Annotated in this window: 26 protein-coding genes; 11 read left to right on the forward strand and 15 right to left on the reverse strand. The window is 42.8% G+C overall.

The window, feature by feature from the left end; all coding sequences use genetic code 11:
- Positions 1 to 100 precede the first annotated feature (100 nt).
- The 5 genes from KG118_RS12730 to mce all read right to left on the reverse strand — a co-directional run bounded on the left by KG118_RS12730 (position 101) and on the right by mce (position 4,739).
- Positions 101 to 1,261 carry a sodium ion-translocating decarboxylase subunit beta gene (locus tag KG118_RS12730; protein WP_117710646.1) on the reverse strand — a complete coding sequence of 387 codons (1,161 nt, stop codon included), beginning with the start codon at positions 1,259 to 1,261 and terminating at the stop codon, positions 101 to 103.
- A gap of 1 nt (position 1,262) precedes the next feature.
- Positions 1,263 to 1,694, reverse strand: a complete 432-nt coding sequence (locus tag KG118_RS12735) for an acetyl-CoA carboxylase biotin carboxyl carrier protein (protein WP_117710645.1) — start codon at positions 1,692 to 1,694, stop codon at positions 1,263 to 1,265.
- A gap of 26 nt (positions 1,695 to 1,720) precedes the next feature.
- Positions 1,721 to 2,653: an OadG family transporter subunit gene (locus KG118_RS12740; RefSeq protein ID WP_117710644.1), complete on the reverse strand. Its 933-nt coding sequence runs from the start codon at positions 2,651 to 2,653 to the stop codon at positions 1,721 to 1,723.
- Between the two features lie 47 nt (positions 2,654 to 2,700).
- Positions 2,701 to 4,254 (reverse strand): acyl-CoA carboxylase subunit beta, encoded by a 1,554-nt coding sequence (locus tag KG118_RS12745; RefSeq protein ID WP_117710643.1) that lies wholly within the window; start codon positions 4,252 to 4,254, stop codon positions 2,701 to 2,703.
- A gap of 68 nt (positions 4,255 to 4,322) precedes the next feature.
- A complete protein-coding gene (gene mce / locus KG118_RS12750) occupies positions 4,323 to 4,739 on the reverse strand; it encodes a methylmalonyl-CoA epimerase (RefSeq protein ID WP_117710642.1) in 417 nt (138 codons plus the stop codon).
- 199 nt (positions 4,740 to 4,938) lie between these two features.
- Here mce and KG118_RS12755 point away from each other — a divergent pair, with 199 nt between their 5' ends.
- Complete coding sequence (locus tag KG118_RS12755) at positions 4,939 to 7,206, forward strand: cation:proton antiporter (RefSeq protein WP_117710641.1); 2,268 nt, start codon at positions 4,939 to 4,941, stop codon at positions 7,204 to 7,206.
- Positions 7,207 to 7,260: 54 nt separating this feature from the next.
- Positions 7,261 to 7,686, forward strand: coding sequence for an HIT family protein (locus KG118_RS12760; protein ID WP_117710640.1), 426 nt, complete (start codon positions 7,261 to 7,263; stop codon positions 7,684 to 7,686).
- Positions 7,687 to 7,780: 94 nt separating this feature from the next.
- On the opposite strand, the gene KG118_RS12765 is transcribed toward KG118_RS12760, so the two are convergent.
- From KG118_RS12765 to KG118_RS12785, 5 genes are all read right to left on the reverse strand, one after another.
- Positions 7,781 to 8,767, reverse strand: a complete 987-nt coding sequence (locus KG118_RS12765) for a Gfo/Idh/MocA family protein (RefSeq protein ID WP_117710639.1) — start codon at positions 8,765 to 8,767, stop codon at positions 7,781 to 7,783.
- A 12-nt stretch (positions 8,768 to 8,779) separates the two neighbouring features.
- Positions 8,780 to 9,196, reverse strand: a complete 417-nt coding sequence (locus KG118_RS12770) for an RNA-binding S4 domain-containing protein (protein ID WP_117710638.1) — start codon at positions 9,194 to 9,196, stop codon at positions 8,780 to 8,782.
- Positions 9,193 to 9,756, reverse strand: a complete 564-nt coding sequence (gene pth / locus KG118_RS12775) for an aminoacyl-tRNA hydrolase (protein ID WP_117710637.1) — start codon at positions 9,754 to 9,756, stop codon at positions 9,193 to 9,195. Before pth ends, KG118_RS12770 begins: the two co-directional genes overlap by 4 nt.
- 139 nt (positions 9,757 to 9,895) lie before the next feature.
- A complete protein-coding gene (locus KG118_RS12780; protein ID WP_117710636.1) occupies positions 9,896 to 10,489 on the reverse strand; it encodes a 50S ribosomal protein L25/general stress protein Ctc in 594 nt (197 codons plus the stop codon).
- Positions 10,490 to 10,626: 137 nt separating this feature from the next.
- Positions 10,627 to 11,028, reverse strand: a complete 402-nt coding sequence (locus tag KG118_RS12785) for a PUR family DNA/RNA-binding protein (RefSeq protein WP_117710635.1) — start codon at positions 11,026 to 11,028, stop codon at positions 10,627 to 10,629.
- Between the two features lie 171 nt (positions 11,029 to 11,199).
- On the opposite strand from KG118_RS12785, the gene nusB reads away from it, so the two are divergent.
- Genes nusB through KG118_RS12810 form a run of 5 tightly spaced genes read left to right on the forward strand, consistent with a single transcriptional unit; the run spans position 11,200 to position 14,594 of the window.
- Positions 11,200 to 12,126 carry a transcription antitermination factor NusB gene (gene nusB / locus KG118_RS12790; protein WP_117710634.1) on the forward strand — a complete coding sequence of 309 codons (927 nt, stop codon included), beginning with the start codon at positions 11,200 to 11,202 and terminating at the stop codon, positions 12,124 to 12,126.
- A gap of 38 nt (positions 12,127 to 12,164) precedes the next feature.
- The gene (gene yajC, locus KG118_RS12795; protein ID WP_005652032.1) at positions 12,165 to 12,494 is read left to right on the forward strand and encodes a preprotein translocase subunit YajC; all 330 of its coding nucleotides are present in this window, start codon (positions 12,165 to 12,167) and stop codon (positions 12,492 to 12,494) included.
- Between the two features lie 14 nt (positions 12,495 to 12,508).
- Entirely contained in the window at positions 12,509 to 13,519 is a 1,011-nt protein-coding gene (locus KG118_RS12800) for a CdaR family protein (protein ID WP_117710633.1), read from the forward strand.
- Positions 13,516 to 14,130, forward strand: coding sequence for a dephospho-CoA kinase (coaE, locus tag KG118_RS12805; RefSeq protein WP_117710632.1), 615 nt, complete (start codon positions 13,516 to 13,518; stop codon positions 14,128 to 14,130). The genes KG118_RS12800 and coaE overlap by 4 nt, the downstream gene beginning before the upstream one ends.
- A gap of 26 nt (positions 14,131 to 14,156) precedes the next feature.
- Entirely contained in the window at positions 14,157 to 14,594 is a 438-nt protein-coding gene (locus KG118_RS12810) for a DUF5606 family protein (RefSeq protein ID WP_117710947.1), read from the forward strand.
- 296 nt (positions 14,595 to 14,890) lie between these two features.
- Here the strand turns inward: KG118_RS12810 and clpB are convergent, their stop codons facing one another.
- Positions 14,891 to 17,485, reverse strand: a complete 2,595-nt coding sequence (gene clpB / locus KG118_RS12815; protein ID WP_117710631.1) for an ATP-dependent chaperone ClpB — start codon at positions 17,483 to 17,485, stop codon at positions 14,891 to 14,893.
- A 186-nt stretch (positions 17,486 to 17,671) separates the two neighbouring features.
- Here clpB and KG118_RS12820 point away from each other — a divergent pair, with 186 nt between their 5' ends.
- The 3 genes from KG118_RS12820 to KG118_RS12830 all read left to right on the forward strand — a co-directional run bounded on the left by KG118_RS12820 (position 17,672) and on the right by KG118_RS12830 (position 20,314).
- Positions 17,672 to 18,292 (forward strand): DUF6621 family protein, encoded by a 621-nt coding sequence (locus KG118_RS12820; protein WP_117710630.1) that lies wholly within the window; start codon positions 17,672 to 17,674, stop codon positions 18,290 to 18,292.
- A gap of 20 nt (positions 18,293 to 18,312) precedes the next feature.
- A complete protein-coding gene (locus KG118_RS12825) occupies positions 18,313 to 19,209 on the forward strand; it encodes a LysR family transcriptional regulator (RefSeq protein WP_117710629.1) in 897 nt (298 codons plus the stop codon).
- A gap of 82 nt (positions 19,210 to 19,291) precedes the next feature.
- Complete coding sequence (locus tag KG118_RS12830) at positions 19,292 to 20,314, forward strand: YeiH family protein (protein WP_117710628.1); 1,023 nt, start codon at positions 19,292 to 19,294, stop codon at positions 20,312 to 20,314.
- Here KG118_RS12830 and KG118_RS12835 read toward each other — a convergent pair.
- Both KG118_RS12835 and KG118_RS12840 read right to left on the reverse strand, forming a co-directional pair.
- Positions 20,302 to 20,598 carry a transcription termination/antitermination NusG family protein gene (locus tag KG118_RS12835; RefSeq protein ID WP_117710627.1) on the reverse strand — a complete coding sequence of 99 codons (297 nt, stop codon included), beginning with the start codon at positions 20,596 to 20,598 and terminating at the stop codon, positions 20,302 to 20,304. The two genes, KG118_RS12830 and KG118_RS12835, sit on opposite strands and share 13 nt — an antisense overlap.
- A 2-nt stretch (positions 20,599 to 20,600) precedes the next feature.
- A complete protein-coding gene (locus KG118_RS12840; RefSeq protein ID WP_117710626.1) occupies positions 20,601 to 21,197 on the reverse strand; it encodes a hypothetical protein in 597 nt (198 codons plus the stop codon).
- Positions 21,198 to 21,358: 161 nt separating this feature from the next.
- Between KG118_RS12840 and KG118_RS12845 the strand changes: the two genes are divergently transcribed.
- Positions 21,359 to 21,703, forward strand: a complete 345-nt coding sequence (locus KG118_RS12845; protein WP_117710625.1) for a helix-turn-helix domain-containing protein — start codon at positions 21,359 to 21,361, stop codon at positions 21,701 to 21,703.
- 23 nt (positions 21,704 to 21,726) lie between these two features.
- On the opposite strand, the gene KG118_RS12850 is transcribed toward KG118_RS12845, so the two are convergent.
- Positions 21,727 to 22,023: a UpxY family transcription antiterminator gene (locus KG118_RS12850; RefSeq protein WP_117710624.1), complete on the reverse strand. Its 297-nt coding sequence runs from the start codon at positions 22,021 to 22,023 to the stop codon at positions 21,727 to 21,729.
- A gap of 2 nt (positions 22,024 to 22,025) precedes the next feature.
- A complete protein-coding gene (locus tag KG118_RS12855; protein ID WP_117710623.1) occupies positions 22,026 to 22,622 on the reverse strand; it encodes a hypothetical protein in 597 nt (198 codons plus the stop codon).
- Between the last annotated feature and the right edge of the window lie 191 nt (positions 22,623 to 22,813).

Below are 22,813 nucleotides of genomic sequence, written 5' to 3' on the forward strand. Positions count from 1 at the left end.
TTTTTCGTTATTTTCTGCGCTAAATTAAAAAAAATAGCGGAGAAGGCTGCCGCCTCTCCGCTATTATCCTTTATGCAGGTTATGCAAACGTTTTCACTGCTTACATAAGGAATCCCAGCAATATACCGGCAGCTACTGCCGAACCGATAACGCCCGCTACATTCGGACCCATGGCATGCATCAGCAAATAGTTTGTCGGATCGTATTCCAAACCTACTATCTGTGAGATACGTGCAGAGTCGGGTACTGCAGATACACCTGCATTACCAATCAGCGGATTAATCTTATTGCCCTTCTTCAGGAAGATGTTAAATATCTTCACGAAGATTACACCGGAAGCTGTTGCAACGATAAATGAGAATGCACCCAGACCGAAAATCCATAATGAGTCTGTAGTCAAGAATTCGGATGCTTGTGTGGAAGCACCTACAGTCAGACCGAGCAGGATAGTGATAGTATCAATCAGCGGACCGCTGGCTGTGTTGGCCAAACGACGGGTTACTCCACTTTCTTTTAGCAAGTTACCGAAAAACAGCATACCCAGCAAAGGCAGACCGGACGGAACAAGGAAGCAAGTAAGCAACAGACCGATAATAGGGAACATTACTTTTTCCGTGTGTGAAACAACGCGCGGCGGTTTCATACGGATAAGACGTTCGTGCTTGTTGGTCAACAAACGCATGATAGGCGGCTGGATTACCGGTACCAATGCCATGTAAGAATAAGCCGATACCGCAATGGCACCCATCAGGTTAGGAGCCAGTTTGGACGAAAGGAAGATAGCTGTCGGGCCGTCAGCACCACCGATGATACCGATAGCACCGGCTTGCATCGGATCGAATCCGATAGCCAAAGCTGTCATGTATGCGCCGAAGATACCGAACTGTGCGGCCGCACCTACCAACATCAGTTTGGGGTTCGAGATTAGGGCGGAAAAGTCCGTCATAGCGCCGATGCCCAAGAAGATGAGTGGCGGATACCAACCGGAAGTCACTCCTTGATACAGAATGTTAAGTACAGATCCTTCTTCATAGATACCGACTTTCAATCCGGCTTCCATGTTGAAAGGAATATTACCGATCAGCATACCGAAACCGATAGGAATCAGCAGCATCGGCTCAAATTCCTTGGCTACAGCCAAGTATATGAAGAACAGACCTACCAGAATCATGACCACGTGGCCTGCCGTTGCATTGGCAAAACCCGTATAAGTCCAGAAATCGGCAAGGTTGTTTCCTAAAAATGTGATAAATTCTCCCATATTATTCAATAATTACAAGGTCAGTACCTTCGAGTACGGATTCTCCTTTACTAACATTAATAGCGGTAATCTTACCGTCTTTGTCGGCATTGATGTTGTTCTCCATCTTCATGGCTTCCAAGATGATGATAACCTGGCCTTTCTTCACTGTATCACCAACGTTGACTTTGATGTCAAGGATAACACCGGGTAGCGGAGATTTTACACCTGACTTGCCTGTTGAGGTGGCAGCCGGTTTTACTACCGGAGTAGCCGGAGCAGCCGGAGCTGTGCTTACAGGACGCACTACCGGTTTTACCGCTACTTTCGGAGCTTTCTCCATTTCAACATTATAGGGAGTGCCGTTCACTTCTACATGAGCGATATTATCTTCGATATCTCCAATGGTAACTTTATATACATTACCGTTGATTTTGTATTTATATTCTTTCATCGTTTTATCTTTATTAAAAGGTAACTTTACTTTCTGTTCGGAGTTTCACGCAGTGTATAAATCTTGGAACTCCATGGTGAGTAGCTGCGTTTTACACGAGTAATAGTAAGTACGGTGTCTTCCACATCGTGTACGTCACTTTGCATTTCGTGCATGGCCAGAGAAATAGCGGCGAATATCTCACCGGGAGCTTCTCCGAGTTGCTTCTCTTTAGCTTCCTTTTTGTCGGTAATGCCCTTAACCCGCATAGCATTGCGCTTGCTGAGGTTGACGGAAATCTTGCCTACAATCTTGAAAGAAATATAGAGAAGTATCAATCCGCAGAATACTACGCTCATGGCGGAAATGGCCATACCGATACCTACGCTGTCGTGTTCCTCGAACTTTTCCATTTTAGCGTTGCTGTCAATGGTCTTGTTGTTGGTGCTTGGAGTTACGTATTGGTCATCGCTTCCACCCTTTACTTCCCATTCCGGAGTGGCATCACTGACGCGTGCGTAGGACTGGTTGGCTTTTAATATGCCGGCAGGTACTACAATCTGGTCGAGCAATTTCTTTCCGGAGTCATACAAACCTATCCAGTTGGCATTCACGCTGTCCAGCTTGAAGTTGGTATGGAACGTTCCGCGATTAGGTTCTCCGTCTGCCCAGAACAATGCGTGCTGACGAGGTTTCACCAAAGTCAGTACATCACCTTTCGGGATAAAATATGTGGCGGTATCGCCCGGCTGGCTGCTGAATTTCAGATAGCAACCGGCAAGGTCGGCACTGCCGTATGATTTGTTGAATATTTCAATCCATGCGCTGTGTACGCCGTAGTCATCCTGAAAATTGCTTTCGTTGTTGATAAGCACTTCATTCAGCAGCAGTTTAGAGTTTGACTTCTTCTCTCCGCAAGAAGAACAGAACCCCAGCACCAGCATCAATGAAAGGAATATTCCGATTTTTGTTTTATTCATAAATTTGAGTTTTAATGTTTTAATTCTCAACTTTCAATTCTCAATTTTTAAAGAGGAATATTACCATGCTTCTTGGCCGGGTTGGTCAATTTCTTGGTTTGCAGTTGTTGCAGGGCACGGATAATGCGGAAACGTGTATTACGCGGTTCGATAACATCATCGATATAACCATACTTGGCTGCATTGTAAGGATTGGCAAATAACTTGGTGTATTCTGCTTCTTTTTCTGCCAGGAACTGAGCCGGGTTTTCCTGTTCTTTAGCTTCGCGTGCATACAGAACTTCTACAGCGCCTGCACCACCCATTACGGCGATTTCTGCAGTAGGCCATGCATAGTTCATATCGCCGCGGAGCTGCTTACAGCTCATCACGATGTGTGAACCGCCGTAAGACTTACGCAACGTGATAGTAACCTTAGGAACGGTAGCCTCACCGTAAGCATACAGCAGTTTAGCGCCATGCAGGATGACACCGTTGTATTCCTGACCTGTTCCGGGAAGGAAGCCCGGTACGTCTACCAAAGATACGATAGGAATATTGAAAGCGTCGCAGAAACGAACGAAACGTGCACCCTTGCGAGAAGCGTTGCTGTCGAGTACACCCGCCAAGTATTTAGGCTGGTTGGCTACGATACCCACCGATTGTCCGTTGAAGCGGGCAAAACCGATAATGATATTTTTGGAATAATCTTTCTGGATTTCGAGGAACTCACCGTTATCGACAATAGCGCCGATTACTTCATACATATCGTAAGGCTTGTTCGGATTGTCGGGGATAATGTCGTTCAAAGAATCTTCCAGGCGGTCGATTGGGTCTGTACAATCTACATACGGAGCTTCCTCCAGATTATTCTGCGGAATGTAGCTCAAAAGTTTGCGGATTAAGGCCAAACCTTCTTCTTCGGTTTGTGCAGTGAAATGAGTTACACCTGATTTGGTGGAGTGTACACTGGCGCCACCCAGGTTTTCTTGGCTGACATCTTCACCTGTTACAGTTTTCACAACTTTCGGACCGGTAAGGAACATATAGGAAGTTCCTTCCATCATCAGCGTAAAGTCTGTCAGAGCAGGAGAATATACGGCGCCACCGGCACAAGGACCAAAGATACCGGAAATCTGCGGGATAACGCCGGAAGCAAGAATATTACGTTGGAAAATCTCGGCATAACCGGCCAGGGCGTTGATACCCTCTTGGATACGTGCACCGCCGGAGTCATTGATACCGATACAGGGAGCACCCATTTTCATAGCCTGATCCATGATTTTGCAAATCTTCAGAGACATGGTTTCTGACAAAGAACCTGCAGAAACAGTGAAATCTTGTGCAAAGATATAAACCAGACGACCTCCGATAGTACCGCATCCTGTAACTACACCGTCACCGGGGTAATGTTTTTTTTCCATACCGAAGTTTGTACATCTGTGCTCAACGAACATATCCATTTCTTCGAAACTTCCTTCGTCGAGTAACATAGTTATACGCTCGCGAGCTGTATATTTACCTTTCTCATGTTGCTTTGCAATCGCCTTTTCACCACCGCCAAGGCGTGCAGCTGCACGGCGGTCAATAAGCTCTTTAATTTTCTCAAGTTGATTACTCATATTCTTTATTTATGATTTATGATTTCAGAATTATGTTTGCCTATTTATGATTTATTAAATCACAAAGCTTATTCTCCTTTTTCGCAGAGTTCTGTCAGCACACCGAGTGTGGATTTCGGGTGCAGGAATGCAATATTCAAACCTTCAGCACCTTTGCGGGGAGCTTTATCAATAAGGCGGATACCTTTTTCTTCAACTTCAGCGAGTGCGTTAGCTACTCCGTCTTCCACAGCAAATGCTAAATGGTGCATACCGCCGTTACCGTTATTCTTTTCGATGAATTTGGCGATGGTACTTTCGGGGGAAGTCGGTTCCAGCAATTCAATTTTCACGTCACCGACTTTCAAGAAAGCGGTTCTTACCTTTTGATCCTCTACGGTCTCAATGTTGTAGCATTTTAAACCTAATACATTTTCGTAGTACGGAAGGGCTTCTTCTATGCTTTTTACGGCAATACCCAAATGTTCAATGTGTGAAATCTTCATAACAGTTTTTATTAATGTTGGTATTCAATTCCTAATTTTTAAAATAAGCAGTACAAAGAAAGATATTTCTACTTGAATAAAGAAATTTTTCGCCAATTAATTATAATGGTATTTCTTCTTAAAATGATTTTATGATTGCTGTTGACCGCTGTAATTTTTGTTATATCTTTGTCAGTAGAAATACAATCGGACAAATATTATGTCACATTTAGCTCCTTTGATTGCCGATTTGGCATTGATACTGATTTGCGCCGGAGTAATGACGCTATTATTTAAAAAACTGAAGCAACCGTTGGTCTTGGGATATGTTGTGGCAGGGTTTCTGGCAAGTCCTCATATGGCTTATACACCTTCGGTAATGGATACGGCAAATATACAGACTTGGGCGGATATTGGCGTTATTTTCTTGTTGTTTGCCTTGGGGCTGGAGTTTAGTTTTAAGAAAATTGTAAAGGTGGGAGGCGCCGCTATTATTGCAGCTTGCACTATTATATTTTGTATGATATTATTAGGTGTAGCGGTCGGTACGGCTTTCGGATGGAAGCGGATGGACTGCATCTTTCTGGGCGGTATGATTGCCATGTCCTCCACTACTATTATATATAAGGCTTTTGATGATTTGGGGATGCGCAAGAAACAATTTACAGGCTTGGTGCTTAGCGTGTTGATTCTGGAAGATATTCTAGCTATTGTCCTGATGGTTATGCTGTCCACTATGGCGGTCAGTCATAATTTTGAAGGAACGGAAATGCTGGGCAGTATAGCGAAGTTGCTTTTCTTTCTCATATTATGGTTTGTTGTCGGTATTTATCTGATTCCTGTTTTGCTGAAGAAATGCCGCAAATTGATGAGTGAGGAGACTTTGCTGATTGTATCGCTCGGACTTTGTTTCGGCATGGTTGTCCTTGCCGCCCATACCGGCTTCTCGGCTGCATTCGGTGCGTTTATCATGGGATCTATCCTTGCTGAGACGGTAGAAGCGGAGAGTATTGAACGTCTGGTTAAGCCGGTGAAAGATTTGTTTGGCGCCATATTTTTTGTTTCCGTAGGTATGATGGTAGACCCTTTGATGATAGTGGAATATGCCGGACCTATTATTGTAATCACTCTGGCGGTTATCATCGGACAGTCTTTGTTCGGTACGTTGGGAGTATTGCTTGCGGGGCAACCGTTGAAAACGGCCATGCAATGTGGTTTCAGTTTGACACAGATTGGTGAGTTTGCCTTTATCATCGCTTCTTTGGGAGTGTCCCTGCACGTGACAAGTCATTTTCTGTATCCTATAGTGGTGGCAGTATCTGTTATTACCACTTTCCTTACTCCTTATATGATTCGTTTTGCCGAACCGGCCTCCAACTTCGTCGATACGCACCTGCCGGAGAGGTGGCAGAAGTTTTTGCTGCATTACGCTTCCGGTTCTCAAACAGTGAATCATGAAAGTTTATGGAAGAAATTGATATTTGCCCTGCTGCGTATTACAGTGGTTTATTCCATTGTGAGTGCTGCGGTGGTAGCTATTGCATTCCGTTTTCTTGTACCGTTTTTTAAAGAAAGCCTACCGGGTATTTGGGGGGCTTTGTTGTCTGCGTTGGTCATTATCCTGTTCATATCTCCTTTTTTGCGGGCTATTATGATTAAGAAGAACCATTCGGTAGAGTTCGTTACGTTGTGGCGTGATAGCCGTGGCAATCGTGCTCCGTTGGTGGCCACTATCGTACTGCGGATTTTGTTGGCGGTTTCTTTCGTGATGTTTGTCATTGCCGGGCTGTTTAAGTTGTCGGTCGGGCTGGTTTTCGGCGTTGCGGTTTTGCTGGTTATAGTGATGATACTCTCCCGGCAGCTGAAACGTCAGTCTATAATGATTGAGCGTACTTTCTTTCAGAATCTACGTTCGCGGGAGATGAGGGCGGAATATTTGGGTGAGAAGAAGCCTGAGTATGCCGGTCGTTTGCTTTCCCGCGATTTGCATCTGACGGATTATGAGATTCCCGGTGAATCGGCATGGGCGGGAAAGACATTGGCGGAGTTAAACTTTGGCAAGCGCTATGGGGTACATGTCGTTTCCATTCTTCGTGGACGCAAGCGGATAAATATTCCCGGCGCTTCGGTACGTCTTTTCCCTCAGGATAAGATACAGGTCATTGCCACCGATGAAGAACTGAATGCGTTTGGCGAAGAAATGGACAAGTTTTCTGCAATAGCCACGGATGCGGTGGAAAAGAGTGAAATGATACTGCGCCAACTGCGTATAGATGCCACTTCTCCTTTTCTGGGCAAGACTTTGAAGGAAGCGGGTATCCGGGAGAAATATCATTGTCTGATTGCCGGAGTAGAACGGGGGGAGGAAGCGTTGCATGCTCCCGATGTACATGAACCATTTGCCGAGGGGGATGTGGTGTGGATTGTCGGTGAAAATGTGGATGTGTATAAATTGGTTGGCGAAAATGATGAAAATATCGACCTATAATGTTAAGAGAACAATTATCTTTGCTTTGTAAATATAAACTAAAAAAAGAATATCATGAAAAGTGATCCGAAAGAATGTCTGTATTGCCAGAATAATGAGACGTTGCATAATCTGATGATTGAGATTGCACAGCTTAGTGTGTCCCGTGTTTTCCTTTTTAAGGAGCAGACTTATCGTGGACGTTGCCTTGTGGCTTACAAAGACCATGTGAATGACTTGAACGAGTTGACTGACGAAGAACGTAATGCTTTTATGGCAGACGTGGCCCGTGTGACTCGCGCCATGCAGAAAGCCTTTAACCCTGAAAAGATTAATTATGGTGCATACTCAGATAAATTGTCTCATCTTCACTTCCATTTAGCACCGAAATATGTAGATGGTCCGGATTATGGCGGTACTTTCCAAATGAATCCGGGAAAAGTGTACCTGACAGATGCTGAATACCAGGAGCTGATTGAGGCAGTGAAAAAGAACCTTTAAAAGCAATGAAGAATGAAGAATGAAGAATTAGCTGCGCTATTATGCCGCAAGGTAATTCTTCATTCTTCATTCCTCATTCTTCATTTTTTATAAATTATATTTTATTTAGTATCTTATCCATCACCCAGTTTGTCAGTGTTGCGCTTTCGCCGTCACAGCTACAGGTAGATTTGCCAAGCAGATGGTCTACAACAGCTTGGATGAGCGGTTGCTGAACATAGATTGGATTTTCAACCGGAATTTCTTCCCTTCCTCTTTCGGTATGTAGGGCTATGGGGTCATAGGTAAATACGGAGAAACATATCATACCTCTATCTCCGATGATTTCTATACGGTCTTCCCGTGCGGATTCATGGGCAACGAAACACCACGAACCACTGCCTACCAGTCCGCTATCAAACTGGAAACAGGCGCTGAGGGTATCTTCTGCCGGGTATAGGCCGCCACGGTTGCTCTTATATCCGTTAGCTTCAAGAATATAGCCGAACATATCTTGCAATATGTCTATCTGATGCGGGGCTAAGTCGTAAAAATAACCGCCACCTGCAATGTCGGGCTGTACACGCCAAGGCAAGTTTTCCTTATTATAATCCAAGTCGCGGGGAGGTTGGGCAAAACGGATTTGTATATTGATTATGTTTCCGATAGCTCCTTCTTCCACTAATGATTTTACTTTCAGAAAGTAAGGAAGATAGCGGCGGTAATAGGCAACGAAACAGGGAATGCCGGTCTCCTGAGAGATACGGTTGATGCGGCAACACTCTTCATAGGTCACTGCCATTGGTTTCTCTATATAGACAGGCTTGCCGGCCTTCATGGACATTATGGCATACGTGGCGTGGGAGGAGGGTGGGGTAGCGATATACACGGCATTTACCTCTTCATCGTTAATCAATTCTTGTGCATCGTTGTACCATTTGGCAATGCCTCTTTCTTTAGCATAAGCTTTGGCTTTGGCAATATCCCGGCTCATTACAGCCACTACTTCGGAGTGGTCAATCTTCTGGAAAGCAGGTCCGCTTTTGTATTTGGTTACTTCTCCGCAGCCAATGAAGCCCCATTTTATTATTTTCTCGCTCATACTTATATATAATTATTCTTCAAAGTCGAAATCAAAATCAAAGTCATCCATGAATTCCGGAGCAGTGAAGTCTTCCAGTTCACGGCGGTCTTTTTTGGTGGGACGTCCGGTCCCTTTGGCGCGGTCGATAAAACCGCTAACCTTACTCATTTCCAATAACTCATATTGGTCGGGAGTGGTTACGTTCTCCATCATTTCGGGAACGAGCTTGGCCCCTACGCGCTTTTCTATTGTTTGTAGTACTTTGAAAGAATAGGTGACGGGCGGCTTGCGTACTTGTATGACATCTCCCGGCTTTACCGTTCGGGCAGCCTTTGCCAGTGCACCGTTAATACTGATGCGTCCTTTTTTGCAGGCTTCGGCTGCAATGGTACGTGTTTTGAATATACGTACAGCCCACATCCATTTGTCTATTCTTGCTTCGCTCATTTCTTATTAAACTGATTCATTGTAATGTTGATACCGGCAAGGCAAAAACTTTTGATGATTTCGCCGGCTGTTTCCAGACGCTCGTCCATTGTTTTCCAATCCTCGTCTGTAAAATGTCCCAATACAAAATCTATCTGTCCGCCGCGGGGGAAATCATTGCCGATGCCAAAACGCAGACGGGCATAATTTTGAGTACCCAATGTTGCTGCGATATGTTTCAGACCGTTGTGTCCCGCATCACTTCCTTTTCCTTTCAGCCGCAGAGTGCCAAAAGGCAACGCCAAGTCATCTACCACTATTAATACATTCTCCAATGGAATGTTCTCTTTCTGCATCCAGTAGCGTACGGCGTTTCCGCTCAGGTTCATAAAGGTAGACGGCTTCAGTAACATTATCTGCCTGCCTTTGATTGACAACGTGGCGGTGAAACCGTAACGTCCGTCGTTAAAGGTCGCTCCGGTAGCTTTTGCTAAGGCGTCTACTACCATGAAACCTATGTTGTGGCGCGTTTCGTGATACTCGGGACCGATATTGCCTAAACCGACAATTAGATATTTCATTGTTTATATTCTTACTATGATGATAATTCGGATAAAAGAGGAACGCGGATTATCGCAGCTGTCCGCGGATATGAAATCTGCGTTGTCTGCGTTAATCCGCGTTCCGGAATATCTTGTTTTCTTACTAAGAAAGCACTGATTAGTTGTTTGCAGCAGCTGCCGCAGCACCTCTTGCAGCACGAGTCAGCTTAACAGCACATACAACGGCTTCTTTTGCATTCAACAGTTCCAAACCTTCGTAGCTCAATTCACCTACTTTTACTGTCTTGCCCAATCCCAAGTGAGATACGTTGACAATCAGCTTTTCAGGAATAACGTTGTACAAAGCTCTAACTTTCAGTTTACGCATTTGCAGAGTCAGCTTACCACCGGCTTTCACACCTTCTGCCAAACCTTCCATTTGTACGGGAACTTCCATAACGATAGGCTTAGCTTCGTCAATTTGATAGAAGTCAACGTGCAGGATAGTGTCCTTTACCGGGTGGAATTGAATATCTTTCAAGATAGCGTTTACTTTCTTGCCATCGATAATCAGGTCAACCACGTAGATGTGCGGAGTATAAACCAAGTTGCGCAGACCTTCTGCCGGTACAGTGAAATGAACGTTTTCACCTGCTCCGTAGAGTACGCAAGGTACACCGTTGTCTTTACGAATAGCTTTCAAAGCTCTTGCTTGTTCCGAAGAACGTTCTGCAATAGTTCTTGCAGTTCCTTTTACTTCAATTGATTTCATTTTTTTTTAATTTTGTGTTACTCTAAATTAAGTAGATTATTGCTTAATTCACCATCACACGATGTGGTTCACCACACGATGTTGCAAAAAGCGGTGCAAAAGTACAGCTTCTTTTTGAATTATCAAAAGGTTGTCCTTTAAAAATCAATATCTATTTTTATTTCCCCATCCAGTGGAGACTCTTTCTCTTCTTGTTCTGCCGTTGGCTGTTCGTTACAGGGTAATTCTTCGTTGTCGTTGTGACGCACATAAGCCCCTTGTTGCTCTTGAATAAAGCCAATCGCTTGTTGCAGGCCATTCATAAACTTTTCAAAGTCTTCTTTATACAAGAAGATTTTGTGTTTCTCAAAACTCACTTGCGAGTCATCCCCTTCGCCCATTACTACTTTCTTACTTTCAGTAATGGCCAAAAACATTTCGTCCTTTCTGTTTTTCTTAACGTCTAAATAGTAGATGCGCTTGCCTGCTTTAATGGATTGGGAGAATACAATTTCTTTGTCGTTCACGTCCAGTCCACTTTTCTTTTTAAAGTCTTCCATATTTTAGCTATCTTGTTGTAATCGGGCTCAAAATTGACGATTTTTTTTAAACTGTCAAAAGAAAAAGCCCGGATAATGATTATCTGCATTAAAAAATGTGATTTATTTATGTAAACTCATTAAAAATATCTACTTTTGCCCCTCATTAAAACACCAGTATTTACTTTAGTTATGATAAACAGAGTTCTTATTCGTCTTAAGATTATACAAATAGTATACGCTTATTATCAGAATGGTAGTAAAAATTTAGATGCTGCAGAGAAGGAATTGTTCTTCAGCCTTTCCAAAGCATATGATCTCTACAACTACCTGCTCATGCTGATGATAGCATTGACGAACTACGCACAAAAGCGCCTTGATGCGGCAAAAGCAAAATTGGCTCCCACGGCCGAAGAGTTGTATCCGAACATGAAATTCGTAGAAAACAAATTCATTTCCCAGTTAGAAGTAAACAAGCAGTTGATGGATTTTATCTCCAATCAGAAGCGCACTTGGGCGAATGACGAGGATTTTGTCAAAGGATTGTTTGAAAAGATTATCGCTTCCGATATATATAAAGAATATATGGCTTCTTCTGAAAAGACTTATGAGGAAGACCGCGAATTATGGCGAAAGCTTTATAAAACATTTATTTTCAACAATGAGGATCTTGATGTATTGCTTGAGGATCAAAGTCTCTATTGGAATGATGATAAAGAAATAGTTGACACATTCGTTCTGAAAACAATTAAACGTTTTGAAGAGAAGAATGGTGCCAATCAGTCTTTGCTACCCGAATTTAAGGATGACGAGGATCAGGAGTTTGCTCGCCGTTTGTTCCGTCGCACGATATTGAATTGCGATTACTATCGTCATCTTATCAGCGAAAATACGCGTAATTGGGATTTGGATCGTGTCGCATTCATGGATGTGGTTATTATGCAGTGTGCGTTGGCGGAAATATTGAGCTTTCCGAATATTCCCGTTAGTGTTTCGTTAAATGAGTATGTAGACATAGCCAAAGTATACAGCACTGCTAAAAGCGGTAGCTTTGTAAATGGCACATTAGATGGAATAGTTAAGGAATTAAAAAAAGAAGGGAAGTTGTCGAAAAACTGATACCTTTGTTGAATAATAAAAATTAAAACGGAATATTTATGAATTTAATGACTGTATTCTTCCTGCAAGCTCCTGCCGCAGGCCCGGACGGAAGCATGATGTGGATTATGCTGATAGCTATGTTTGCCATCATGTACTTTTTTATGATTCGTCCTCAAAACAAGAAACAAAAAGAAATTGCGAACTTTCGTAAGTCTCTTCAAGTGAACCAAAAGGTTATCACTGCCGGTGGTATTCACGGTATCATCAAGGAAATTAACGATAATGATGTAGTACTTGAAATTGCTTCTAACGTTAAAATCCATATTGATAAGAATTCTATTTTTGCCGCAGCTGCTGATGCAAACAGTAGCCAGGCTTCTAAATAAGTAGATGTGAGCCTATGTTGAATCGTAGGAACATAAGACGTATTTATTTAAATATAACCGGAAAAGCAAAGGACTTTCTGCTTAGCGATAAGAGCAGGGAGTTCTTTGTTTTTTTGTTTTTCTTCTTTATAGCCGGCGGTTTCTGGCTGTTACAGACGTTGAACAACGATTATGAAGCGGAGTTCTCTGTTCCGGTGCGTCTGCGCGGTGTGCCCAATAATACAATGATTACTTCAGAGCCTGCTTCCGAACTTCGCATCAAGGTGAAGGATAAAGGAACTGTCTTGCTCAATTATATGTTGGGAAAAAGTTTCTATCCGATTACACTTGACTTTTCTGATTATCGAGGTGTCAACAATCATGTACGTGTGTATGCTTCTCAATTCGAGAAGAAGGTTCTTAGTCAGTTGAACGTTTCTACGCGCCTGCTATCCATAAAGCCGGATACACTGGAATATATTTATGCGACGGGATTGTCTAAGTTGGTCCCTGTAAAACTATCGGGCACGGTCAGTGCCGGACGGCAATATTATTTGTCGGATACGGTTTTTAGTCCGGATTCAGTTTTGGCCTATGCACCGGAAGGGGTACTGGATACAATAACCGCTGCCTATACGCAACATATTAAGCTGGAGAATATTTCTGATACATTGAGGCGGCAGGTGGCTTTGGTCACTCAGAAAGGGGTGAAGTTCGTACCGGCTTCTATTGAAATGATGCTTCCTGTGGATATTTATACGGAAAAGACAGTAGAAGTACCATTACATGGAGTAAACTTCCCGGCTAATAAAGTACTGCGTGCTTTCCCGTCTAAAGTTCAAGTGACTTTTCAAGTAGGACTTAGCCGTTTCCGTCAAATAACCGCGGATGATTTTCATATCAATGTTTCCTATGAGGAACTGCTGCGGTTGGGTTCGGACAAGTACACTGTAAAGCTAAGGAATATTCCGGAAGGAGTGACTCAAGTGCGTTTTAATCCCGAACAGGTTGATTTCCTTATAGAACAAATTCCTTCTTCATTATGACCGTCAGGATAGGCATAACCGGAGGTATTGGCAGTGGAAAAAGTGTTGTGTCCCGACTGTTGGAAGCGATGGGGATTCCTGTCTATATTTCTGATGTGGAAACCAAGCGGCTTATGCTGGCAGACTCTGACATTCGCAGGGAGTTGGTTGCTTTGTTGGGTGATGAAGTCTATGCCGGTGGAGTGCTGAATAAGCCTTTGCTTGCTTCTTATCTTTTTGGCAACCCCGAACATGCTCTGCAGGTGAACGGTATTATTCATCCGCGAGTAAAAGAAGATTTCAGACAATGGCTTCGGCATCATGCGGTTTGTCCGATAGCAGGCATCGAATCGGCTATTCTGATAGAGGCAGGTTTTGCGGGCGAAGTGGATGTAATTGTTATGGTCTATGCTCCCGAAGAAGTGCGGGTACAACGCGCTATGAAGCGGGATGTTTCCTCGCGCGAATTGATAGAAAAACGCATCCGCAGCCAAATGAGTGATGAGGAAAAGCGCGGTCGGGCGGATTTTGTAATAGTGAATGATGGTGAAACACCGTTAATTCCACAGGTTTTAGCTTTAATCACTTTCCTGTCTCAAAATAATACCTATCTTTGCCCACCGAAAAAATAACTACTAATTACAAAACAGAATATACTATGTTGAAGACTATTTTGTCTATTTCCGGCAAGCCGGGATTGTATAAACTCATTTCTCAGGGAAAGAATATGCTGATTGTAGAGTCACTGGTTGATAAGAAGCGTTTCCCCGCTTACGGTAATGAAAAGATTATTTCTTTAGGCGATATTGCCATGTATACGGACGAAGAAGAAGTACCTTTGAAGGATGTGCTTCTTTCAATGAAGAAAAAAGAGAACGGCGCGGCTGTGACATTGGATGTGAAAAAGGCTTCTGCAAAAGAACTTCAGGCTTATTTGGCGGAAGTGTTACCGAACTTTGACCGTGACCGCGTATATGTATCGGATATTAAGAAGCTGATTTCTTGGTATAACCTGTTGGTTGCAAGCGGCATGACGGACTTTGAAGAAGAGGCCGAAACCGTTGCCGAAGAAGTGAAAGAAGAAACTGCAGAGTAATTATACTCCCTTTTTAAGGTAGAGGCGTGTCGAAATGTAAAAGTCCTATCATTCTGTCATTCAGAGGAGCTTGCGACGAAGAATCTCCTCTCTTATGTATGCAGAGAAGAGATTCTTCACTGCGTTCAGAATGACAGAATGATAGGACTTTTACATTTTGACACAACCCCATTTACTAAGTTAATATCTTGTTTCTTATGAAGTTAACTTATTATTTCTTACAAAGTTAACTTCGTGTTGTCTATAAAGTTAACTTCTTGCAGTTACGATATTAACTTCCTGAAAAGGTCTTGTTTTTAGTTTCTGAATACCAATCCGTCTTTCGTTGTATCGGCATCCACTGTGATTGGCTTGCTACGGTCTACTTCTTGGGCTAATAGCTTCTTTGATAAATCGTTCAGTAAGTAGTGCTGGATGGCACGCTTTACAGGACGGGCGCCAAACTCAGGGTCGTACCCTGCATTGGCAAGGAAGTCTATGGCAGCATCGGTCAATACCAGTTCCACTCCATTTCCGTACAACATCTTTTGTACGCTTTTGATTTGGAGTACAACAATCTGTTTGATTTCCTTTTCCGTCAGTGGCAAGAACATGATTGTTTCATCGATACGGTTCAGGAATTCCGGACGGATTGTTTTTTTCAGCATATTCATTACTTCTTTCTTGGTTTCTTCTACAATCTCCTCCTTGTTGGAACTGTTCAGTTTTTCCATTTGGCTTTGAATGTATCCGCTACCCATATTGGAAGTCATAATGATAATGGTATTCTTGAAGTTTACGGTACGGCCTTTATTATCCGTCAAACGTCCGTCGTCCAATACCTGCAGTAAGATGTTGAATACATCCGGATGTGCCTTCTCTATTTCATCGAACAGTACGACTGAGTACGGCTTCCGGCGTACGGCTTCCGTCAACTGGCCACCCTCATCATAGCCTACGTATCCCGGAGGCGCTCCGACCAGGCGGGAAACACTGTGTTTCTCTTGGTATTCGCTCATGTCGATACGTGTCATCATCGTTTCGTCATCAAACAGATATTCGGCGAGTGCTTTGGCAAGTTCTGTTTTACCCACACCGGTAGTACCGAGGAAGAGGAACGAGCCGATAGGGCGTTTCGGGTCTTGCAATCCTGCACGGCTCCGGCGTACGGCATCAGCAACGGCTTCGATGGCTTCATCCTGACCGATTACGCGTTGGTGCAGTTCGTCTTCCAGATGCAGCAATTTATCCTTTTCGCTTTGCAGCATCTTGCTTACCGGTATACCCGTCCAGCGAGAAACTACATCAGCAATGTCTTCGGCATCGACTTCTTCTTTAATCATTGCGCTGTCACCTTGCATTTCGTGCAGTTTTTGCTGCGTTTCTTCAATCTCCTGATTCAGCGCCTGGAGTTTGCCATAGCGTATTTCGGCAACCTTTCCGTAGTCACCTTCACGTTCCGCTTTATCGGCTTCAAACTTCAAGTTCTCTATTTCGACCTTGTTTTGCTGAATCTTGTTCACCAGCGTTTTTTCGCTTTGCCACTTTGCTTTATACGACTTTTCCTGTTCTTTCAGTTCGGCAAGTTCTTTACCGATTTGTTCCAGTTTGGGACGGTCGTTTTCGCGTTTTATGGCTTCACGCTCAATCTCCAACTGCTTGATTTTACGTGAAATCTCGTCCAACTCTTCCGGTACGGAGTCCACTTCCATACGGAGTTTGGCTGCGGCTTCGTCCATCAAGTCGATAGCCTTGTCCGGCAGAAAACGGTCGGTGATGTAGCGGTTGCTCAGCTCTACGGCGGCAATGATGGCATCGTCTTTAATCCGTACGTGGTGATGATTTTCGTAACGTTCCTTCAAACCGCGAAGAATGGAAATGGTGCTTAACGTATCCGGTTCATTCACCATGACTATCTGGAAACGACGTTCCAGAGCTTTGTCCTTTTCAAAGTACTTTTGATACTCGTCGAGGGTGGTAGCCCCGATACTTCTCAGCTCACCACGTGCCAAGGCGGGTTTCAGGATGTTGGCGGCATCCATGGCGCCTTCACCCTTACCGGCTCCTACCAACGTGTGAATCTCGTCGATAAACAAAATGATGTCTCCTTCCGACTTCTTCACTTCGTTGATAACGGCTTTCAGACGTTCTTCAAATTCACCCTTGTATTTGGCTCCTGCAACCAATGCACCCATATCCAAGGAGTAAACCTGTTTGTTTTTCAGGTTCTCAGGAACGTCACCTCGCAATATACGATGGGCAAGACCTTCTACGATGGCTGTTTTACCTGTACCCGGCTCACCTATTAATATAGGGTTGTTTTTTGTACGGCGGCTCAGAATCTGCAGTACCCGGCGGATTTCTTCGTCACGTCCGATGACAGGGTCCAATTTGCCGCTTCGGGCTGCTTCATTCAGGTTGATAGCGTACTTTTCCAATGACTGATAAGTGTCTTCACTGGATTGTGAGGTTACCTTTTCGCCTTTTCGTAATTCATTGATAGCGTTGCGCAATTCTTTCTCCGTCATTCCGGCATCTTTCAAGATGGTGGAGGCAGTGCTTTTTACGTTTAACAAAGCCAACAGAATCGGTTCCAATGAAACGAATTCATCTCCCATTTCTTTGGAGTACTGGGTGGCCTTCTGAAAAATTTCATTCGTTTCACGACTCAGATAAGGCTCACCGCCTGATACTTTCGGCAATGAATCAATCTGCTTGTCTAGCACAAGTGCGATTTGCTGCCCGTTCATACCCAGCTTTTGGAAAATGAAGTTGGTAACGTTTTCGCCCACCTTCATCACGCTTTGAAGCAAGTGTACGGGTTCAATGGCTTGTTGCCCCCGTGCTTGCGTCAGGTTCACGGCTTCTTGTACGGCTTCCTGCGCTTTGATGGTAAAATTGTTAAAGTTCATATCTTGTTCTCCTTTCTATTTTTATCAGATTCATAACACTTCAAAGGGCGCAAAAGATTTGCCAGCGGCAGAAATGAGACAAAATTTCAGTTAATAGAAGAGAATGAATGTCAAAATGGCTGATTTGCGACAAATCGTTTTTATCTGCAAAACTTTTTGTACCTTTACCCCCTCAATTAATATATAATTATGGAAAATACCCAAATAAAACTTTCCGAAACGGTAATGGTGATAGACGTTGCCTACTTGAATTTTGTTATCAATGATTTAAAGAAGTATTTTGAACCGTTGCTGGGACGTTCTTTACAGACAGTAGACTTGGGACTTTTTACTATGTATTTGGCAATGGATGCCGGAATGAAAGAGGGAGAGAATAATGTACAGATACTTTTGGTGTATGATGAACAATCCGGAAAGTTGGAACACTGCCTGCCTTCCGATTTGAAGAGTGAACTGGATGGGGTGGCTTTTAAAGGGCCTTTGGGGGAGTTTAGTTTTATGGCTGTACCTTCGGAGGGCTTTGTGTCCCGTGGAGAATTGTATCTTGATTTGCTACATATAGTCCTGAACTCAGCCGATGTGAAGAAATTGATTGTTGTACCTTTTAGCGAAGAATATGGTGAGGAAGTTGAAGAGGTGCTGAAAGAGTCTGTTGCGGAAAATGCCGGCAAGCCGGGAGATGCAAAGGAATTTATTTATTTCCGTATGGAAGAACCGGCTGTACCTGCTGTTTGTCATTGGGAGATGTTGGGTTATCCGTTGATGTCGGCATTAGGTATCAGGAGCGAAGATTTGCAGGATAATTAATCGTTTTAATTCATTATGCCGTGAGTGATTTTCGTTTAAAAGTGTTCCAGGCTGTTGCGAAGAACCTGAGTTTTACGAAGGCTTCGCAAGAGTTGTTTGTCAGCCAGCCTGCCATTACCAAGCATATACAAGAGTTGGAAGCCGCTTATCAGACGCGTCTGTTCGACCGTCAGGGGAGTAGGATTTCATTGACGGAATCCGGTAAATTGCTTTTGGAGCATTGCGAGCGGATTTTGGAAGATTATAAACGACTGGAGTACGAAATGCACTTGTTGCACAATGAGTACACCGGTGGTTTGAAGTTGGGTGCCAGTACCACTATTGCCCAATATGTACTGCCGCCTTTGCTTGCCAGTTTCATAGGCAAATTTCCACAAGTTAATTTGTCGTTGTTGAATGGTAATTCCAGAGAGATAGAAGCCGCTCTGCAAGAGCATCGTATTGATTTGGGGTTTGTGGAAGGAGTATTTCGTTTACCTAATATAAAATATACCACTTTTCTGGAAGATGAATTGGTAGCGGTGGTTCGTACAGGCAGCAAACTTGCCGTAGGGGAGGAGATAACCCCGGAAGAACTGTTGCACCTGCCTTTGGTGCTTCGTGAAAGAGGTTCGGGTACGTTGGATGTTTTTGAACGTGCCTTGCAGCAACATAATATAAAGTTATCCTCTTTGCAGGTTCTGATGTATTTGGGGAGTACGGAGAGCATCAAATTGTTTTTGGAACATACGGATTGTTTAGGTATTGTTTCCGTTCGTTCTATTACGCGTGAATTATATTCAGGACAGTTGCGTGTTGTTGAAATAAAGGGAATGCCTATGTTGCGTGATTTCAGTTTTGCACAGCCTCAGGGGCAAGAAAGCGGTTTGGCCCAAGTATTCATGCAGTTTGCCATACATAATAACAATAAGTTATAGTGCATAAGCAGAAACGATTGGCGTGATTGGGAAAAGAAGCCTACCTTTGCGCCCGAAAACAAATTAATAAAAATAAAAAGGTATGGCTTCAACTCAAGCATCTGCGAAAAGCATTAATATGTCTTTCTTACAGAACAACAACAAAATTATTTACGTTTCCCTTCTTGTTATTCTTTCTTTCTTCCTATTTCTCGATTATATTCCGGGAATGCACGTTTATTCTGCATGGGTCACTCCTCCGGTAGCTTTATTCCTCGGATTGGCGTTTGCGTTGCTGTGTGGGCAGGCTCATCCTAAGTTTAATAAAAAGACTTCTAAATACCTGTTGCAATACTCGGTAGTAGGTCTGGGGTTTGGTATGAATTTGCAGGCCTCGCTTGCTTCCGGCAAAGAAGGTATGGAGTTTACGATTATCTCCGTGGTGGGCACATTGCTCATCGGTTGGGTTATCGGTCGTAAGTTTCTTAAAGTAGACCGCGACACTTCTTATTTGATTAGTTCCGGTACGGCTATTTGCGGTGGCAGTGCTATTGCGGCGGTAGGTCCTGTTTTGAAGGCGAAAGATAGTGAAATGTCTGTGGCATTGGGTACAATCTTCATTTTGAATGCGATAGCTTTGTTTATATTTCCTATGATTGGCCATGCGTTGAACATGAGCCAGCATGAGTTTGGTACGTGGGCTGCCATTGCTATCCACGACACCAGCTCGGTAGTGGGTGCAGGAGCCGCCTATGGTGAAGAAGCGTTGAAAGTTGCCACTACTATTAAACTGACACGCGCCCTTTGGATTATTCCGTTGGCAATTGCTACTTCATTTATTTTCAAAAGCAAAGGGCAGAAGATTAGTATTCCTTGGTTCATCTTCTTTTTTGTTTTGGCAATGATTGTCAACACCTACGTGCTGAGCCTTTCAGAAACCGGTGCTTTGATTGGTGCGGGAATCAACAGTATTGCTCGTAAGACCTTGACAATAACTCTGTTCTTTATCGGAGCTTCCTTGTCACGTGACGTTTTGAAAGCTGTAGGAGTCAAGCCGCTTGTACAAGGTATACTGCTGTGGGTGGTTATCAGTTTCAGTACGTTGGCTTATATCTATTGGCTCTGATATAAAGCTGTTATGGTTTGAGGGGACAGGATGGCATATTCTTTCCGTATCCCCTGAATCTCTTCATTGGTTGCATATACAAATACACATCTCGCTATTATCGGGGTGTGTATTTCTTTTATGTGCCCCGCCCAACTTCGCCGAACTGAATCAGATGGAACGTAGGTGATAAACCCTTGTCGTTCCAGTTTCTTTTTGGTATTCAGCTCGGCGTGCGGACCGGTCAGTACGATATACCACATATGCGGTTTATCTAATTGACTGATAATATATTGAAAAGTCATATTTAGTTAGCTTGTGTTACTGTGAAATTGAAAGTGTGGAAGAATTGCGGCTTGTTTCCGATAGTTATCGGAAGAACGATGCTGACGTAAGTTCTTTCTCCTTTTCTAATATTTCTTTTATTGTATATTTTATTGATGCCTTTTTCTGTAATCAAATTGGATGCAGTAATGGTCCGGTTTATTTCATGATTGTCTTTAATGATTTCCATCGGAACTTTATCGGTTGTAAAGGGGGAGAGGCTGACGCTTGATGCTCTTCCATTGATAATGAAGTTGGCTTTTTCCCAGTTCAACTGTACTACTTCATTGCTATTGTTCCTGACTATAAGTTTCCATGCACTACTGCTCGGTATAAAACGGTAAAGCACATTATTTTTGATATGTTCTAATTTTCCTTGATGATTTTCATGCGATCTGAATGTAATGCGGCAGTTTTCATTGTCAATATATTGTGCATGAGATAAGGTAGGAAACAAAAGTGAAAATATAATGATGAGATGGTGTTCCCGTTTATATTTTTTATAGTCAAAGTAAGTCCATATAAGGATAGTCAGTATACAGATAGGAATTGCAATGAGAATATAACCTGTTAATGTCATAACATTATATGTATTATCTTTTTATTAATATGAATACGTGGCAAAAATATCATAAATTAATTGATAAAACAAATAAATTATGAATTAAATCAAACAAATAATCAGATAAATTATTATTCAAGTAGTTTTAGTATGGCTAATTAATTCGTACCTTCATAGAAATGGAAAAGAGTAATATATATATTGGCGAGATTATCAGGAATGTCATGGCTGATAATCAGGTTACTAAGGCTGAACTCGCAAGGAGACTGGGTGTTAGGCCTCAAAGTGTCGATTATATGTTGACACGGAAAAGTATTGATACTGATACTTTGTATAATGTTTCGCGAGCACTGAATTATGATTTTGCCATGCTATACTCTTTACGTGAAGGGCAGACAAATTGTGATATGAAAGAAGCCGCATATAATGTGGCTACAGCTAAGATATTGGTGGAGTTGGAATTAAAGCCGGAAGATTTGGCAAGGCTGAATCTGAAAAAAAGAATTACCGATGTGCTGAAATAATCCATAGCCTTCCAATCCGGTAGCTATTGTTTCTGATACAGAGCTTTGATGGTTTGAAACGGCAGGACGGTATATTCCCTTTGTACTTTTTGAATATCATTATCGGTTGCATATACAAATACACATCTCGCTACTGCCGGGATGTGTATTTCTTTTATACGTCCGGCCCAATGCCGCCGCACTGAATTCAATGGAACGTAGGTGATAAGACCTTGTTGTTCCAACTTCTGTTTGATAGTCAGTTCGCCATGCGGTCCGGTTAGTACGACATACCAGGTATGTGGTTTATCCAAGTGGTCGATGATATATTGTGAAGTCATAGTTAGTCAACGTGTGTTACTATAAAGTTGAATATATGAAAGAATTGGGGCTTATTACCTATGCCTACCGGAAGAATGATATTGACAGAGGTCCTTCCGCCTTTTCTTAAATTCAGCTTATTATATATTTTATTGACTTTCTTCTCTACAATCAGATTGGATGCGGTAACGGTTCGGGCTATTTCAGAATTATTTTTAATAATGTCTGTAGGAGTCTCATCGGTTGTGAAAGGATGGAAACTGACGCCGGATGCTCTCCCGTTGATGATGAAACTGGCTTTTTCCCAATTTACCCGTATATCTTCATCTGCGTTGTTCTTGATGATTATTTGCCACGCATCATCGGCCGGAACGAATTGAAAAATCATATTGTCTTTGGTGTGTTCCAATTTTCCCGGCTGATTTTCGTATGAAGTAAATGAGATGTTGCAGTGCTCGTTGTCCGTGTACTGCGCATACGACAGAAACGGATAGAAAAGAAATAGCAGAAGAATACAGGAATTCTTTTTCTTGTATTTCCTAAAATCCAAATAAGTCCATAAAGCGATAGCCAACAGGCATACCGGGATTGCGATAAGAATGTAAACAATCAATGTCATACTATTGTGATATAATGATTTGTTTGAATGTGTAGCAAAAATATTATAAAATACTTGATAAAACAAAAATCTCATAAATAATTTAGACAAACGTGCTGCAGATTTATGTAAATGTATGATTTTTGCCTATTCATGAACTATTCTTTCCAACCCCTTTTTTCTATTTCGGTTACTTTTGTCATATTAAAATA

It is taken from the genome of Bacteroides propionicigenes (assembly GCF_018390535.1).
Classification (GTDB): domain Bacteria; phylum Bacteroidota; class Bacteroidia; order Bacteroidales; family Bacteroidaceae; genus Bacteroides; species Bacteroides propionicigenes.